The sequence below is a fragment of the Pseudomonas sp. 14P_5.3_Bac1 genome (assembly GCF_025466135.1).
In the GTDB taxonomy this organism is placed as follows: domain Bacteria; phylum Pseudomonadota; class Gammaproteobacteria; order Pseudomonadales; family Pseudomonadaceae; genus Aquipseudomonas.
This window is the reverse complement of sequence record NZ_JANLOF010000059.1, coordinates 1-17,463: the sequence shown is the minus strand read 5'-3', so window position 1 is coordinate 17,463 and position 17,463 is coordinate 1. Positions and strand designations below refer to the sequence as shown.

Sequence of the window (17,463 nt, the reverse complement as noted above, 5' to 3'; positions counted from 1 at the left end):
GGGCTGCGAAGCAGCCCCAATCAGCCCACTGCAATCTGTCAGGCAGATTGGACTGGCTGGTTTGGGGCGGCTTCGTCACCCAACGCGGGGCAAGCCCGCTCGCTACGCACCATCAGGTCGGCTTGGCCTCCGCCAGCGCCTGCTGTGCCAGCTCCTTTTCCGCTTCCTTCAAGTCATCTTCGCTGATCATCTCGGCAATCGCGCGCAAACGCTCTACCACGCGCGCATTCACGGTGCCTTCAGGGAATTGGCCCTCCTCGTCCGGCTCACCGGCGGGCTCACCGACCAACAAGCTCAGCGCCTCGTCCGCCTGACGCACGGCATAGATATGGAACTGCCCGGCGCGCACGGCCTGCAGCACCTTCTCGTCAAGCATCAGCGTGGCGACGTTGGCCTGCGGGATGATCGCGCCCTGCTCACCGGTCAGCCCGCGTGCTTCGCAGAGGCGGAAGAAGCCTTCGATTTTCTCGTTGACCCCGCCCACCGCCTGCACTTCACCAAACTGGTTGATCGAGCCGGTGATGGCAAAGCACTGCTTGAGCGGCGTCTTCGACAGCGCCGAAATCAGAGTGCACGCCTCGCCCAGCGAGGCACTGTCGCCGTCCACATAACCGTAGGACTGCTCCAGCGCGATACTCGCCGAGATCGCCAGCGGGAATTCCTGGGCATAACGGCTGCCCAGGTAACCGGTGAGAATCATCACGCCCTTGGAGTGAATCGGCTGGCCGAGGTTAACTTCGCGCTCGATGTCGACGATGCCGCTGCCGCCCGGGTACACCGTGGCGGAAATACGCGCCGGCACGCCGAACGCCGAATCGCCGACCTCCAGCACCGTCAGCCCGTTGCACTTGCCGACTGCCGCACCGGTGGTGTCGATCAGGATCACCCCGGCAAGCATGTCGTCGAGAATCCGCGCCGACACCCGCCCGGTACGCGTGGCCTTGGCCTTGAGCGCGCGTTCGATATGCCCCGCGTCAGTCATCTCGTCGCCCGCCAGGTGGCGAATGAAATCCGCCTCACTGACCAGCTGGAACAAGTCGCCAATGCGCGCCGACAACCGCCCCTGATGTTCGGCCAGGCGGGCGCTGTAAGTCGCCAGCCGCGCCACCGCGTCCGACGTCAACGGCGCCATGCCTTCTTCCGAGGTGCGGGTTTTAAGCAACTGGGCAAACTGCTCCAGGCTTTCGTCGACCATCGGGATGTCTTCGTCGAAATCCACCAGGACGCGGAACATCTCCTGGAAGTCCGGATCGGCGTCCTGCAGCGCGTAGTACAGCTGGCGCGAACCGATGATGATCACCTTGACCTGCAACGGAATCATCTGCGGGTTGAGGGTCACCGTGGCCAGGCGGCCCAGCTCGCCCAGCGGCGATTCCATCTTCAGCTTGCGCGACTGCAGGGAGCGCTTGAGCGCGTCCCATACAAACGGCTCGCCGAGCATTTTTTCGGCTTCCAGAATCAGGAAACCGCCATTGGCACGGTGCAACGCACCGGGGCGCAACTGGCGATACGTGGTGTAGAGCGCGCCCTGGTCGGTGGAGTATTCGATACGGCCAAACAGGTTGTCGTAAGTCGGGTGCGGCTCAAACACCACCGGCGCGCCGCCGTTGACCGGGTGGCCCACCACCAGGCTGGGGCAGTATTGCTCTTCGAGCAGCTTGCGGGCCTGGGCGTCGGTCTTGGCATCATCCACCAGTTGCTCGACCACGGTTTTGAGCAGGTACACCTGCATGGCTTGCAAGTAGCCGCACACCGCGGCGTTTTCTGCGTACTTTTCCGACAGCGGCGCCAGCAAAGGCTGCAGGGCCAGGGTGATGGTTTCTTCGTTGAATTGGCGCAGTTGGTTATTGGACTCACGTTTCCACTGCGGCAGGCTGGCCAGCTCTTCGTTGAGGCGCTCTTCCAGCTCGGAAATATCGGTGTGGAAGCGCTCACGATCAGCTTCCGGCAACTGCGAAAACTCGGCCTCGTCCAGCGCCTTGCCATCGAGCATCGGCGTGAACGCGATATTGGTGCTGTCGCGGTACAGCGCCACGTCCTTTTCCAGGGCCAGACGCTCGATCACGTCCAGGGCCTTGTCGTAGCGCTGGTTGAAGGCGCGGTCGATGGCGCTTTTGCGCTGTTGATAAGTCGGGTGTTCGAACACCGCCGGGAAGGTGGCGACCAGGTTGTCGACCAGAGCGTTGATATCGGCGATGAACGCTGCTGCGCCGCCGCCCGGCAATTCCAGGGCGCGTGGCTCACGTGGCTCATCGAAATTATTGACGTAGACCCAGTCCGACGGGGTCTGCAGGCGTTTGCCTTCGGCTTTCAGGTAGCGTTTGACGAACGAAAAGCGGCCGGTACCAGGCTCGCCCATGACAAACACGTTGTAACCGGGGCGTGGCATCGCCACACCGAACTGCAACGCTTCAACTGCGCGTTCCTGGCCAAGCACACCGCGAAAGGGCTCCAAATCATTGGTGGTCGAGAAGCTGAACTGTTCAGCGGAGAAAGGGCGAGTCAGCGCTTCAGGCGCTAGACGCAAGCTGGCAGCAACAGGATCAGGCATCGGGCTTCCTTACATCAGGCGGGGCAGATGACGGCATTCTGGCTCTCGGTTGCGCGCTCTGGCAAGGCGCGCCTGTGGGAAAGCGTAGACACGGGAGGCGTCCTACAAAAAAATCGCGACAACCGTGCGCAATCACTTCGATTGTTTTATAAAAAATAACGGAACCCCAGGAACGTGCCTAAACTCCAAACTGCGCGGGTTGGACTAATAACTGGCCCCTAGGGCGCTGCAACGCGCCTGAACCCTTGTCCATTGGTTTGCACACAAAGAGAACAAAGCTATGAAACGGATCCTTCTTGGTACTCTCTTCACCGTCGTCTCCCTCAATGCAATGGCAGAAGCACCAGGTGGCCCGAACTGCGGTTGGGGCAACATGTTGTTTGAAGGCCAGCGCGGTACTCCAGCTCACTTCCTCGCTTCCACCACCAACGGCACCTCGGGTAACGCCACTTTCGGCATGACCTCGGGCACCAACGGTTGCAGCACCAACAGCGCCCTGACCTACGGCGGCAAGTCCTGGATTGCCATGAATGGCATGATGAACGAGCTGTCCGAAGACATGGCCAAAGGCAACGGCGAAGCGCTGACCACCTACGCGGTGGTACTGGGCGTTGCACCGGAAGATCGCGATCACTTCGCGGCCGTGACCCACGAGCACTTCCAGCAGATCTTCAGCAAAGCTGACGTGACCGCCGATGACGTGCACAACAACACCCTGGCTGTACTGAAAAGCGATGCCCGCCTGGCAAAATACGCTACCCAGGCTTAAGCTCGACCCGCCCGCGCCTTTCGAGGCGCGGGTTTTATTTTGGACCCGCCTCCCCTTTGGGTCTCACTATTTCCGACTTAAGTTGCCCCTATGCTCAAACGCTTTGCCTGGTTGGCACTCTTCGCCTGCGCCCCGCTGTATGCGGCCCCGCATATTGATGATCAACGTTTGCAGCAATTGGCCAACGATCCGTTCTGGCTGTCTCTGGGCCATTACGAAGCCGGCAAACTCAAGGGCTGGCGCAGCTATGTCAGCGACAAAAAATTCTTCCTCGCCCCTGATGGCGCGCACCACCCGGACCAGGAACTCAAGGCGACCGTAGAGGCGCTGTACGCCCCGGCCAGCCTCGGCGAAAAACACGCCCAATGTGTTTACCCCGCACGTACGCGCTGGCTCAAGGAACAGTTGCAGCTGACCGACTTGCCCACCCTGGAGTGCAAAGAATTCACTCAGTGGTTCAAGGACGTCGCGCCCCACAGCGCGGTGATGATCTTCCCGGCGGCCTACCTCAACAGCCCGTCGTCGATGTTCGGCCACACGTTGCTGCGCATCGACCAGGCTGACGTGCAAAGAGACAAGACCGCGCTGCTCAGCTACGCGATCAACTTCGGTGCCTACATCGAAGGCTCCGACAACAGCATTCTCTACGCCTGGAAAGGCCTGATGGGCGGCTATCCGGGCCTGTTTGCGTTGGTGCCCTACCAGGAAAAACTCTCGGAGTACCGTAGCCTCGAGAACCGCGACCTGTGGGAATACCGCCTGAACCTCACCCAGGTCGAGACCGAACGCATGGTCCGGCACGTGTGGGAGCTCAAGCAGATCCAGTTCGACTACTTCTTTTTCGACGAAAACTGCTCGTATCGCCTGTTGGAACTGCTGCAAGTGGCGCGCCCAAGCCTGCGCCTGACCGAGCAATTCCCGCTGACGGCGATCCCCACCGACACCGTCAAGGCGGTGAAAGAGGCTGGCCTGGTGGAGAAGATCGACTATCGCCCGTCCCGTGAACGCGAACTGCTCGAGCGTGCCAAGCCGCTGGACAGTGATGAGCAGCAATGGGTACTGAACATCAGCGACGACCAGAAGCAACTGCAGGAGCCCGCCTTCAAGGCGCTGCCCCGCGACCGCCAGGCGCTGATCATCGACGCTGCCTATCGCCTGGGTCGCTACCGCGCCAATGGTCTTGAGCGCGACACCGAACGCTCGCAACGCAGCTTCGAACTGCTGCGCGCGATCAACCAGAACCCGGCGCCAGACCTGAATATCGAGCGCCCAGGCCTGCCGGAAGACGGCCATGAGTCGCGCACCTGGCAGGCCGGCATCGGCACCCGTGGCAGCAAGACCTTCGGCGAATACGGCCTGCGCATGGCCTACCACGACCTCAACGACAACGCCGAAGGCTTCCCGCTGGGCGCGCAGATTGAAATCCTGCAGATGAAACTGCGCCAGTACGAAGGCAACCACTGGCAACTGCAGCAACTGGACCTGGCCACCATCCGCTCCCTGACCCCACGCAACGCCCTGTTGCAGCCGTGGTCATGGCAAGTGACTGGCGGCCTGGAGCGCGTGCCAGGCAAACACGACGACGAGACCCTCGTGGCCCACGTCAACGGCGGCGCCGGCGGCACCTGGCAACTCACCGACGACATGCTCGGCTTCGCCCTCGGCACCGTGCGCGTGGAACACAACAACGACTTCAGCGAAGCCATCTCCCCGGCTGCCGGGTTCAACACCGGCGTGCTGTGGAAAAACCCGCTGGGCAATTTGAGCCTGGAAGCCAAAGGGGATTTCTTCACCAATGGCGAAGTGCGGCGCAGTGTCAGCCTGAACCAGCAGTGGGAATTGTCGCGCAACCTGGGCCTGCGCCTGAGCGCCCAGCGCGAGTACAGCCACCTGTCCACGCCAGTGAATGAAGTGCTGCTCGAAGTGAAGTGGTACCACTACTGACCTGTGAGACCGGGCGAAGATCCAATGTGGGAGCGGGCTTGCCCGCGATGGCGGTGTATCAGTAACAACCAGGCTAACTGCCCCACCGCCATCGCAGGCAAGCCAGCTCCCACACTGGTTTTGTGCCAGACCTGAATCCCTTGCCCGCCGCAGCTCAAATGTGGGAGCTGGCTTGCCCGCGATAGCGGTGTATCAGTAACAACCATACTGACTGCCCCACCGCCATCGCAGGCAAGCCAGCTCCCACACTGGTTTTGTGCCAGACCTGAATCCCTTGCCCGCCGCAGCTCAAATGTGGGAGCGGGCTTGCCCGCGATAGCGCTCGGTCAGGCGATGATGTATTGAATGAACCACCGCATTCGCGAGCAAGCCCGCTCCCACATTTGGCCCGCGTGCATTCAGGCACACCACGTTGCCCACCCCATCAGGAGTTTCATCAACATGGCCGTTAACTGCACCACCCTCGAAGAAGTCCGCGCAAACATCGACCGCCTCGACCAACACATCGTCACCCTGCTGGCCGAGCGCGGCCATTACGTCTCCCAGGCAGCGCGCTTCAAAAAAGACGCCGATGGCGTCAAGGCGCCGCAGCGGGTTGAACAGGTAATCGCCAAGGTGCGGGGTTTATCCGAGGCGGTGGGTGCCAACCCCGAGGTCACTGAGCAGGTGTATCGCGCGATGATTGCGGCGTTTATCCAGCAAGAATTGGCCGAGCATGCCGCGCTGACGACCAACCAAGCGACATAACCCCCTCTGTGGCGAGCGGGCTTGCCCCGCGTTGGGCTGCGCAGCAGCCCCAAGTCTGTCGTCGGGGAGTATCAGATACTCCGCGTTCCTGTTTATTAGGGCGGCTGCGCAGCCCAACGCAGGACAAGCCTGCTCGCCACATAGGCCGGTTCAGCACCTGTGGCGGTGTCAGGTTTTAGGTGGCGAGTGTTATCGCTTGGGTCAGGTCGTCCACGACGGCTTTGCCCATCTCGCACAGCTAATGCGCGGTCCAGGCATATTGTTCGCCGCGTCGTAATGGCCCTTTAACCCAACACCTTTCTCACCTCTCTTTCACACCGGCCCGACAAATCCCTGACTAGACTCACCCTATCAGCCGTGAAACGGTCAGGGAGTACGCCATGTGGCGGTCTGCGGTAATGCTGTGCGCGGTAGTGTGGTTGTCAGGTTGCCAATCAACCCACCAGGATTTGCTGGCCAAAGGTTATCCACCGGCTTTTGCCGATGGCTTTGATGACGGTTGCAGCAGCGGTCGCCAGGCCGCCGGTGTGATCAGCGGGGAGTTTCGCAAGAACGTGCCGCGGTATCTGAAAGACCGCCAGTACGCCGAAGGCTGGGAAGACGGCTTTCGCCAGTGCAAGGCCATGCGCGAGAACGAAGAGTTGCGCGACTACAAGGACAACCACTGGGATGACCGCGAACGGGACTGGCAGCAGGAAAAAGACCGCGACGCCGCCAAGGTTTATCGCGCACAGTAGGTCGCTTTCAGACATCCATCGAAACTAAAGCGCGGCGAACATGGCCCAAACTCCATTGAAGGAGATTGTCATGAGCCGAGCTTTTGTTAACGAAGACAACGCTGCCGCCCAGGCCGACCAACCGGTAGAGCGCCAGGTCAGTGAGCAACCCAACCACCTCACCGCGCAAGGGTTGGCGCAATTGCAGGCCAAGGTCGCGCAGTTGCAGCACGAATACAGCCTCGAGTCTGCCAAGGACGACAAACAGCGCCAGGCGGATCTTGAGCGGGACCTGCGCTACTTCAATCAGCGGGTGCAAAGCGCCCAAGTGGTGGCGCCGGCGACGTCCACCCACAGGGTGCAGATCGGCAGCTGGGTCACCTTTGCCAACGAACAGGACGAACACCAGCGCATTCAGTTGGTGGGTGAAGACCAGGCCGACGCCGCCGCCAATCTGATCAACTGGGGTTCGCCTCTGGGCCGCGCATTATTGGGCGCCGAGGTGGGCGACGAGGTGCTGTGGAAGCGCCCCGTCGGTGATCAAGTGATCGAAGTGCTGCGCGTCGAGCCCGAGGTTTAGACGATGCCTTGGGCCAGCATCGCGTCGGCGACTTTTACGAAGCCTGCGATATTTGCGCCTTTCACGTAGTTGACCCGGCCGTTTTCTTCGCCGTAGTGCACGCAGGCGTGGTGGATCGACTGCATGATGTTGTGCAACTTGCTGTCGACCTCGCCTGCGGTCCACAGCAGGCGCATGGCGTTCTGCGACATTTCCAGGCCGCTGACGGCCACTCCGCCGGCATTGGAGGCTTTGCCCGGGGCGAACAGAATGCCGGCTTCGATAAAGATATCCACAGCCGCAAGCGTGGTCGGCATGTTGGCACCTTCTGCGACGCACAGGCAGCCGTTGCGCAATAGGGTGCGCGCCGCGTCGGCGTCGAGTTCGTTTTGGGTCGCGCATGGCAGGGCAATGTCGCAGGCCAGTTCCCAGGGCGTTTTACCGGCGCGAAATTCCAGGCCGTAACGGGAAGCCAGTTCGCTGATGCGCCCGCGCTGCACGTTTTTCAGCTCCAGCAGGGCCGACCATTGCGCCTCGGTCAACCCGCTTTCGGCGTACAGGGTGCCTTCGGAGTCGGACAAGGAAATCACTTTGCCGCCCAGGTCCATAACCTTGCGCGCCGCGTACTGCGCGACGTTGCCGGAACCAGAGATCGCCACGCGCTTGCCTTCAACCCGCCGACCGTCGCGCTTGAGCATTTCTTCGGCGAAATACACGCAGCCAAAGCCGGTAGCCTCGGGGCGGATCAGGCTGCCGCCGTACGTCATGCCTTTGCCGGTCAGCACTGAGGTGAACTGGTTGCTGAGGCGTTTGTACTGGCCAAACAGGAAGCCGATTTCGCGCGCGCCCACGCCGATATCGCCGGCCGGCACATCCACGTCGGCGCCGATGTGGCGGTACAGCTCGCTCATGAACGCCTGGCAGAAACGCATCACTTCGGCGTCGCTCTTGCCCTTGGGGTCAAAGTCCGAACCGCCTTTGCCGCCGCCCATGGGCAGCGAGGTCAGGGAGTTTTTGAACGTCTGCTCGAAGGCGAGGAATTTCAGTACGCCCAGGTTCACCGACGGGTGAAAGCGCAAGCCGCCTTTGTAGGGGCCGATGGCGCTGTTCATCTGGATACGAAAGCCGCGATTGACCTGGACCTTGCCGTGATCATCCACCCAGGACACCCGGAAGGTGATCGCACGTTCCGGCTCGCAGATGCGCTCCAGAATGCCCGAGGTCAGGTAGTGGGGGTTGGCTTCAAGAAACGGCCACAAGCTGCGCAGGACTTCTTCCACGGCTTGGTGGAATTCTGGCTGGTCGGGGTCGCGTTTCTTGAGACGCGAAAGGAAGGATTCGACAGATTCGATCATGGAGAAGTCTCGGCAAATTGATTGTTTTTAAATGAGATTGAGCCGGACCTTAGCAATTCATGTTGCACCTGAAAAGCGCAAAATGTCGCCTTTGTGAATTTAAATGGTGCTTTATATATAAATTACTGTAATTTTTTGCACCATTAAGGGGATCTCAAATCAGCGAATGCACCAACAGGCAAACCGTTATCGCAGGCAAGCCAGCTCCCACATTTGATCGGTTTCCCAATTTGAAATGTGGTCAAAGGTGGGAGCTGGCTTGCCTGCGATAGATCCACCTCGGTACTCCTGAATCACGCGCAAAAAAAAACGGAGCCCGAAGGCTCCGCTTTTTCAAACCACCCACCCGAATCAGGCCAGTTTTTTGTGCCGTACACGGTGCGGCTGGGCAGCAGCATCGCCCAAACGCTTTTTACGGTCCGCTTCGTACTCGGTGTAGTTACCTTCGAAGAACACCGCTTGGGAGTCGTCTTCGTACGCCAGGATGTGGGTCGCGACGCGGTCAAGGAACCACCGATCGTGAGAGATCACAATGGCGGCGCCCGGGAAGTCCAGCAGGGCTTCTTCCAGGGAACGCAGGGTTTCAACGTCGAGGTCGTTTGACGGTTCGTCGAGCAGCAACACGTTGCCGCCTTCTTTCAAGGTCAGGGCCAGGTGCAAGCGGCCGCGCTCACCACCGGACAGGTCCTTGACGAACTTCTGCTGGTCGCCGCCCTTGAAGTTGAAACGGCCGACGTAGGTGCGCGACGGGATTTCATAGTTGCCGATGCGGATCTGGTCGGAACCGTCGGAGATTTGCTGGAACACCGTCTTGCTGCCATCCAGGTCTTCGCGGCTCTGGTCGACACAGGCCAGCTGCACGGTTTCGCCGACTTCGATGGTGCCCGAATCCGGGGTTTCCTTGCCCATCAGCATGCGGAACAGGGTGGATTTACCCGCACCGTTACCGCCGATAACGCCGACGATCGCGCCTTTTGGCATGGAGAACGACAGGTTGTCGATCAACACGCGGTCGCCATAGCCTTTGGTGACGTTCTTGAACTCGATGACCTTGTCACCCAGGCGCGGGCCGGCCGGGATGTAGATCTCGTTGGTTTCGCTGCGCTTCTGGAATTCCTGCGACTGCATTTCTTCAAAGCGTTGCAGACGAGCCTTGGATTTGGACTGGCGGGCCTTGGCGCCTTTGCGCACCCACTCCAGTTCTTCCTTCATGGCTTTTTCGTGGGCCGATTGCTGCTTGGATTCGGCGGCCAGACGGTCGGACTTGGCTTCCAGCCAACCGGAGTAGTTGCCCTCGTAAGGGATACCGGCGCCACGGTCGAGTTCCAGAATCCAACCGGCGACGTTGTCCAGGAAGTACCGGTCGTGCGTGATCGCAACCACGGTGCCCGGGAAATCGTGAAGGAAATGTTCCAGCCAGGCGACGGAATCGGCGTCCAAGTGGTTGGTCGGTTCGTCGAGCAACAGCATGTCGGGGGCCGACAGCAGCAGGCGGCACAGGGCCACGCGACGCTTTTCACCACCAGAGAGGAATTCGACCTTGGCGTCCCACGCCGGCAGGCGCAGCGCATCGGCGGCGACTTCCAGCTGGCGCTCCAGGTTGTGACCGTCGCCGGCCTGCAGGATGGCTTCGAGCTTGGCCTGTTCGGCGGCCAGTTTGTCGAAGTCGGCATCCGGTTCGGCGTAGGCGGCGTAGACCTCATCCAGACGCGCCTGGGCGTCCTTGATCACGCTCACGGCCTCTTCGACCACTTCGCGCACGGTCTTGGTCGGGTCCAGGATCGGCTCTTGCGGCAGGTAGCCGATGTTCAGCTCGGGCATCGGGCGGGCTTCGCCTTCGAACTCGGTGTCGACACCGGCCATGATTTTCAGCAGCGTGGACTTACCCGAACCGTTAAGGCCAAGCACGCCGATCTTGGCGCCAGGGAAGAAGGACAGCGAAATGTTTTTCAGGATTTCCCGCTTCGGCGGAACAACTTTTCCCAGCCGATGCATGGTGAAGACGTATTGAGCCATGGTGAACCTAGCGTCAGTGACTGATGAATTGAGCGGGCGAAGCCCGTGCAGGCCATGCGCCGCGCGGGCCGTTGACGGTGGTCAATGCCTTCGTGCGCAAAAAGCCTGAATGTCTGGGGCTGGAACGCCCCCGCGTAACCGGCAAAGCTACCTGAATGCGCTTGGTCAGTCCAGCCAGGCAGGGCTGGCACTTTGCCACAAGTCAAGGCATGCTAGCCGCCCTCCGGGCGTCCGGCTTATAGTGCACGTCGCGCGCCAGTCCAGCCAAACCGCAGGATCACAGCTTGTCCAAAGTCACGCCGCCCACTCCCCTGCGCGCCGCTCATATAGCGCCGGGAGCGCCCCTGCACGGCACCCTCAAAGGCGCATTGGCGACGCTTGTCCTGCTGCTGCTCGCGTTATTGTTCTGGCAACTGCTGGACCAACTGCAGCAAAACCAGAAAAACCAACAGCAATACACCATCGACTACAGCGCCGACCTGGCTGAACAGATCAGCTTGAACATGGCCCTGAGCGCCAAAATCGCCCTGAATTTGCTGCCGATGGTCGAGCCGCCGCGCAATGACGAACAGCAACAGGCGCTGGTGCGCACCTTGCAACGTTCGCTGCCGGAACTGCGCAGTGTCGCCCTGCTCGCCCCCAGCGGCGCGATGATCAGCGACAGCGCCAAAGACAGCCAGGACAGCGCCTGGCTTGAAGAGCTGGTACAGCGCAGTCACTCGCAACCTTATTACCTGAGCAATAACCCCGACAGCACGATCATCTATTTATTGCTGCACCAGCCCAGCGGCGGCTCGCGGATGTATTGGGCGCTGCGCCTGGCGCCCAACTACCTGACCAACCTGACCCGCCAGGACGGCCAGGGCCAGCGCCCGATGTGGGCCATCGAGAACCGCCTCAACCACCGCGTGGTCAGCCGTGACAGCGGCATGCCGGCGCAATGGGCCTCTGCGCTGACCCCGGACGAATTGAACAAAAGCGTACTGGTCACGCCCCTGAGCAAAAGTGACTGGCAACTGCGCGGGCTGTTCGACCGCAGCGCCGTGCTGGAGCAACTGCTGCCGGCCTTCATCGGCAAATGCCTGCTGGGCCTGGCCTTTTCGCTGATCCCGGTGATCGTGCTGCTGAACATGCGTCGTCGCCAGCGCCAGGTGCATGAGGGCCGGCGCCGCTATCAGGATATTTTCGAAGGCACCGGCGTGGCGCTTTGTGTGCTCGATCTGTCGGGGTTGAAGGCCTTTTTCGACAAAACCAACATGCGCACCCGCGAGCAATCACAGGCCTGGCTGCACACCCACGTCCAAGAACGCCAGCAACTGCTCAAGGAGTTACGCGTCACCGAGGTCAACCAGGTGGCTGTGCGCCTGTTGAACGTCAGTTCTTGCGAGCAAGCCTGGGAGCGTCTGATCGATGACTGCCCGCGCAACGCCACGGCCATCGGCTATCAGGTTCTGGAAGCCGTACTGACCCAGCAAAAACAGCTGGAGCTGGAAATTCAACTCAACGACCTCGCCGGCAACGACCAGTACCTGTGGCTGGTGATGCGCCTGCCCGAGCAGCAAGACGACTTCAAGGCGGTCATCCTCAGTATCAGTGACATCACCAGCCGCAAGCTGATCGAGCTGTCGCTGGTGGAGCGTGAGCGTTTCTGGTCAGACGTGGTGCGCACCGTGCCGGATCACCTGTATGTGCAGGACGTGATCAGCCAGCGGATGATTTTCAGCAACCACCATTTGGGCCACACCCTCGGCTATAACAGAGCCGAACTGGCGCAAATGGGCGAGTACTTCTGGGAAATCCTGCTGCACCCCGACGATGCCCAGTATTACCACGACCTGCGCCAGCAACAACGTGAAGTCGGCTACACCACGCAGCTGCATTGCCAACTGCGCTTTCGGCACCGCAACAACCAATGGCGCCGCTTCGATATCCGCGAGCAAGCCCTGGCCCGCGACAAGACGGCGGTGGTCACGCGGATTATCGGCGTGGCCAAAGACATTACCGATCAGATTGAAGCCAGCGAGTCCCTGCGCGACAGCGAGCAGCGCTACCGCATGCTGGCCGAAAGCATCAGCGACGTGATTTGCTCCACTGACAGCCAGTTGGCCCTCAACTACATCAGCCCGTCGGTCAATGCCGTGCTGGGTTATGACGTGGATTGGGTGTTCAAGAATGGCTGGCAGTCGATCATCGCCAACCCGCAACAACTGTCCGGCATTTACAGCCTGATGGAGCAGGTCAGCCGCTCGCTGGGTGACACTGCGGCGCTGAACAAGCTGCGCGATGACGTGCAAACCCAGCTGTTCCTGTTCGACTGCCTGCGCGCCGATGGCCGCAAGGTGCCGATCGAGCTGCGCCTGGTGCTGGTGTGGGACGAACACGGCGCGTTTGAAGGCATCCTCGGCGTGGGCCGCGATATCAGCCAGCAACGCCGCGCCGAAAAAGACCTGCGCATGGCGGCCACGGTATTCGAACACTCCACTTCAGCGATCCTGATCACCGACCCGGCCGGTTATATCGTGCAGGCCAACGAGGCCTTCAGCCGGGTCAGCGGCTATGCCGTCGCGGATGTGCTCGACCAGTTGCCGAACATGCTCACCGTTGACGAACAACAGGAAGCCCACCTGCGTTATGTGCTCAAGCAACTGCACCAGCACAGCACCTGGGAAGGCGAAGTGTGGCTCAAGCGCCGCAACGGCGAGCATTACCCGGCGTGGGTCGGCATTACCGCCGTGTTCGATGATGAAGGCGACCTGGCCAGCTACGTGTGTTTCTTCAGCGACATCAGTGAGCGCAAGGCCAGCGAGCAGCGCATCCACCGCCTGGCGTATTACGACGCCCTGACCCACCTGCCCAACCGCACGCTGTTCCAGGACCGCCTGCACACGGCCTTGCAGGCAGCGGAACGGCAGAAGTCGTGGGTAGTGCTGATGTTCCTCGACCTCGACCGTTTCAAGCCGATCAACGACTCCCTGGGCCACGCCGCCGGCGACCGCATGCTCAAGGAAATGGCCACGCGCCTGCTGGGCTGCGTGGCCGAAGACGACACCGTGGCGCGCATGGGCGGCGACGAGTTCACCTTGCTCCTGCAACCACGGGTGAGCCGCGACATGGCGCTGAACCGCGCGATTCACGTGGCCGAGCAGATCCTGGCCAGCCTGGTGAGGCCGTTTGTGCTCGAAGGCCGCGAGTTCTTTGTGACCGCCAGTATCGGTATCGCCTTGAGCCCGCAGGACGGCAACGAACTGAGCCAGTTGATGAAGAACGCCGACACCGCGATGTACCACGCCAAGGAACGCGGCAAAAACAACTTCCAGTTCTACCAGGCGGACATGAACGCCAGCGCCCTGGAGCGTCTGGAGCTGGAAAGCGACCTGCGCCACGCGCTGGATCAGAACGAATTCGTGCTGTATTACCAGCCGCAGTTCAGTGGCGATGGCAAACGCTTGACCGGCGCCGAAGCCCTGCTGCGCTGGCGCCACCCACGTCGCGGGCTGGTGCCGCCGGGTGATTTCATTCCGGTGCTGGAAGAATTGGGACTGGTGGTGGACGTGGGCGACTGGGTGCTCAGCGAGGCCTGTCGCCAGCTCAAGACCTGGCACCAGAACAAGGTGCGGGTGCCGAAAGTCTCGGTGAACATCTCGGCGCGGCAGTTCTCCGATGGCCAACTGGGCGAGCGCATCGCCTCCATTCTCAGGGACACCGGCCTGCCGCCGGCGTGCCTGGAGCTGGAGCTGACCGAAAGTATCCTGATGCGCGAAGTCAACGAAGCGATGCAGATCCTCGCCAGCCTGAAAAACCTCGGGCTGAGCATCGCGGTGGACGACTTTGGCACGGGTTATTCGTCGCTCAACTACCTCAAGCAATTCCCCATCGACGTGTTGAAGATCGACCGCACCTTTGTCGATGGCCTGCCCTCCGGCGAGCAAGACGCGCAAATCGCCCGCGCCATTATCGCCATGGCCCACAGCCTGAACCTGGCGGTAATCGCCGAGGGCGTGGAAACCCATGAGCAGCTGGACTTCCTGCGCGAGCATGGCTGCGATGAAGTGCAGGGGTATCTGTTTGGGCGGCCGATGCCGGCGAATCGGTTTGAGGCGCAGTTCAGCAACGACGCGCTGTTCATGTTCGACTGAGATCTTGCGGTGCGGCTGGTGGCCTCATCGCGGGCAAGCCCGCTCCCGCATTTTGATCTGTGAACCCATTCAAGTGTGGGAGCTGGCTTGCCTGCGATAGGGCCAGTACAGGCACCGCCCATCTCTGGATGAGCCCCACTTGTCCGCGACATGATGTCCTTTCATATGCCATCTAAAACCCATTGGGTTAGAATGCCCTCCTTTTCTGCCCCCGATCCTTGAGGACCGCCATGTTCAGCCGTGATTTGACTATTGCCAAGTACGACGCCGATCTCTTTGCCGCCATGGAGCAAGAAGCCGTGCGCCAGGAAGAGCACATTGAGCTGATCGCTTCGGAAAACTACACCAGCCCAGCGGTCATGGAGGCTCAAGGTTCGGTTCTGACCAACAAGTACGCCGAAGGCTACCCAGGCAAGCGCTACTACGGTGGTTGCGAGTACGTCGACGTGGTTGAGCAGTTGGCCATTGACCGTGCCAAGGAACTGTTCGGCGCCGATTACGCCAACGTCCAGCCGCACGCCGGCTCCCAAGCCAACAGCGCCGTGTACCTGGCCCTGCTGCAAGGCGGCGACACCATCCTGGGCATGAGCCTGGCCCACGGCGGTCACCTGACCCACGGCGCCAGCGTTTCCTCCTCCGGCAAGCTGTACAACGCCGTTCAGTACGGTATCGATGCCAACGGCCTGATCGACTACGACGAAGTCGAGCGTCTGGCGGTCGAGCACAAGCCTAAGATGATCGTGGCCGGTTTCTCTGCTTACTCGCAGATCCTGGACTTCCCACGTTTCCGCGCCATCGCTGACAAAGTCGGCGCCTACCTGTTCGTCGACATGGCTCACGTAGCCGGTCTGGTCGCCGCTGGCGTCTACCCGAACCCGGTGCCTTACGCTGACGTGGTCACCACCACCACGCACAAAACCCTGCGCGGCCCACGTGGCGGCCTGATCCTGGCGCGCGCCAACGCCGAGATCGAGAAGAAGCTGAACTCCGCCGTATTCCCAGGCGCCCAAGGTGGCCCGCTGGAGCACGTCATCGCCGCCAAAGCGATCTGCTTCAAAGAAGCCCTGCAGCCTGAGTTCAAGACTTACCAGCAACAAGTGGTCAAGAACGCCAAGGCCATGGCCGGCGTGTTCATTGAACGCGGCTACGACGTGGTCTCCGGCGGTACTGAAAACCACCTGTTCCTGCTGTCGCTGATCAAGCAGGACATTTCCGGTAAGGATGCTGACGCTGCCCTGGGCAAAGCCTTCATCACCGTGAACAAAAACTCCGTGCCGAACGACCCACGTTCGCCGTTCGTCACCTCCGGCCTGCGTTTCGGCACCCCGGCTGTGACCACGCGCGGCTTCAAGGAAGCAGAGTGCAAGGAACTGGCTGGCTGGATCTGCGACATCCTGGCTGACCTGAACAACGAAGCCGTGATCGACGCGGTGCGTGAGAAGGTCAAGGCCATCTGCAAAAAGCTGCCGGTGTACGGCGCTTGATTGCAGTGGCTTGAACAAAAAGCCCGGCCTTAGCGCCGGGCTTTTTTATGGCCAAATTTCAACTTGAAATGCAATCACCTGTGGGAGCTGGCTTGCCTGCGATAGCGGCCTGTCAGCGGGCACATCATTGCCTGACCCACCGCAATCGCAGGCAAGCCAGCGCCCACAGTGGACCGTGTTTCAAGTCAGGATTGGTAGACCTTGGCAAAGCCGTCGCGGATTTTGTCTTCCGGTAACTCATCAGCAATAAACACAATCACACTTTCACGCGCCTCGCCCTCGGCCCATTCGGTGTCCCAATCGAACCCGTACAGCTTGAGCACGCCTTGAAACACCATGCGCCGGTCTTCGCCGTCAATGTTCAGTACGCCCTTGTAGCGCAGCAGTTGCTTGCCGTGGTCTTCCAGCAGCTCGTTCATGAACTCGCTGAGGCGGTCGATATCCAGCGGCTGGTCGGTGCGCAGCACCAGGCTGGAAATGCGGTCGATGGCCGGCGCCGCGCTGACCGGGCGCAGGCTCATGCCGGCGTTGAGGTTGAAACCGCGCACATCGAGCAACTCCGCCAGGTCGATGGCGCCGTGGTCGACCACTCGAATCGGCGCGCGGCGGTTGATGCGGGTCAGGCGCTGGCTGAGGGCGTCGAAGGTCGCTTCGTCGACCAGGTCGCGCTTGCTCACCAGCAGGCGGTCGGCAAAACCGATCTGGGCCTGGGCGATGGTCTGGGTCAGGTGGTGTTCGGCGTGGGCCGCGTCCACCAAGGTGATGATGCCGTCGAGGAGGTAGCGCTCGCGCAGTTCTTCGTCGATGAAAAAGGTCTGGGCCACCGGTGCCGGGTCGGCCAGGCCGGTGCACTCGATCACCAGGCGGTCGAAGGCAATCTCGCCGCTGTCCAGGCGCTCGAGCAGCAGGTACAGGGCTTTGGTCAGGTCGGTGTGGATGGTGCAGCACACGCAACCGTTGGACAGGGTCATGACCTGCACAGGTTCTGCGCCCAGCAGCTGGGTGTCGATACCGGCGTCACTGAATTCGTTTTCGATCACGGCGATTTTCAGGCCGTGCTCGGCCTTGAGCAGGTGGCGCAGCAAGGTGGTTTTGCCGGCGCCGAGAAAGCCGCTGAGGATGGTGACGGGGATGGGAGAGGACAAAGACAGTTCTCCTAATAACTGAAGGAACACAAAACAAATGT

The 17,463-nt window shown here is 61.0% G+C and carries 11 protein-coding genes and 1 pseudogene; 7 read left to right on the top strand and 5 right to left on the bottom strand.

All coding sequences use genetic code 11. From position 1 onward, the window contains the following. Nucleotides 1-112: 112 nt before the first annotated feature. A complete protein-coding gene (locus tag NTD89_RS16125; protein WP_262208586.1) occupies nt 113-2,551 on the bottom strand; it encodes a Lon protease family protein in 2,439 nt (812 codons plus the stop codon). Nucleotides 2,552-2,831: 280 nt separating this feature from the next. Here NTD89_RS16125 and NTD89_RS16120 point away from each other — a divergent pair, with 280 nt between their 5' ends. From NTD89_RS16120 to NTD89_RS16110, 3 genes are all read left to right on the top strand, one after another. Further along, nucleotides 2,832-3,320, top strand: a complete 489-nt coding sequence (locus NTD89_RS16120) for a DUF3015 domain-containing protein (protein WP_083356699.1) — start codon at nt 2,832-2,834, stop codon at nt 3,318-3,320. Between the two features lie 90 nt (nt 3,321-3,410). After that, a complete protein-coding gene (locus NTD89_RS16115) occupies nt 3,411-5,264 on the top strand; it encodes a DUF4105 domain-containing protein (protein ID WP_262208585.1) in 1,854 nt (617 codons plus the stop codon). A 441-nt stretch (nt 5,265-5,705) separates the two neighbouring features. Further along, entirely contained in the window at nt 5,706-6,011 is a 306-nt protein-coding gene (locus NTD89_RS16110) for a chorismate mutase (protein ID WP_145162207.1), read from the top strand. A 175-nt stretch (nt 6,012-6,186) separates the two neighbouring features. Here the strand turns inward: NTD89_RS16110 and NTD89_RS16105 are convergent. After that, a pseudogene (locus NTD89_RS16105) lies at nt 6,187-6,282 on the bottom strand (DUF3077 domain-containing protein); the annotation flags it as partial. Between the two features lie 109 nt (nt 6,283-6,391). Between NTD89_RS16105 and NTD89_RS16100 the strand changes: the two are divergent. Beyond that, nucleotides 6,392-6,748: a hypothetical protein gene (locus tag NTD89_RS16100; protein ID WP_262208584.1), complete on the top strand. Its 357-nt coding sequence runs from the start codon at nt 6,392-6,394 to the stop codon at nt 6,746-6,748. Between the two features lie 70 nt (nt 6,749-6,818). After that, on the top strand, nt 6,819-7,307 hold the full coding sequence (locus NTD89_RS16095; RefSeq protein ID WP_145162211.1) for a GreA/GreB family elongation factor: 489 nt from the start codon (nt 6,819-6,821) through the stop codon (nt 7,305-7,307). Here the strand turns inward: NTD89_RS16095 and gdhA are convergent. Both gdhA and ettA read right to left on the bottom strand, forming a co-directional pair. Beyond that, complete coding sequence (gene gdhA / locus NTD89_RS16090) at nt 7,304-8,641, bottom strand: NADP-specific glutamate dehydrogenase (RefSeq protein WP_262208583.1); 1,338 nt, start codon at nt 8,639-8,641, stop codon at nt 7,304-7,306. The genes NTD89_RS16095 and gdhA overlap by 4 nt on opposite strands. A 351-nt stretch (nt 8,642-8,992) precedes the next feature. Further along, a complete protein-coding gene (ettA, locus tag NTD89_RS16085) occupies nt 8,993-10,657 on the bottom strand; it encodes an energy-dependent translational throttle protein EttA (RefSeq protein ID WP_262208582.1) in 1,665 nt (554 codons plus the stop codon). A gap of 284 nt (nt 10,658-10,941) precedes the next feature. Here ettA and NTD89_RS16080 point away from each other — a divergent pair, with 284 nt between their 5' ends. Next, on the top strand, nt 10,942-14,793 hold the full coding sequence (locus tag NTD89_RS16080; RefSeq protein WP_262208581.1) for a bifunctional diguanylate cyclase/phosphodiesterase: 3,852 nt from the start codon (nt 10,942-10,944) through the stop codon (nt 14,791-14,793). Between the two features lie 230 nt (nt 14,794-15,023). Beyond that, entirely contained in the window at nt 15,024-16,277 is a 1,254-nt protein-coding gene (gene glyA, locus NTD89_RS16075; RefSeq protein WP_145162219.1) for a serine hydroxymethyltransferase, read from the top strand. A gap of 185 nt (nt 16,278-16,462) precedes the next feature. Here the strand turns inward: glyA and yjiA are convergent, their stop codons facing one another. Next, on the bottom strand, nt 16,463-17,422 hold the full coding sequence (yjiA, locus tag NTD89_RS16070; RefSeq protein ID WP_262208580.1) for a GTPase: 960 nt from the start codon (nt 17,420-17,422) through the stop codon (nt 16,463-16,465). Between the last annotated feature and the right edge of the window lie 41 nt (nt 17,423-17,463).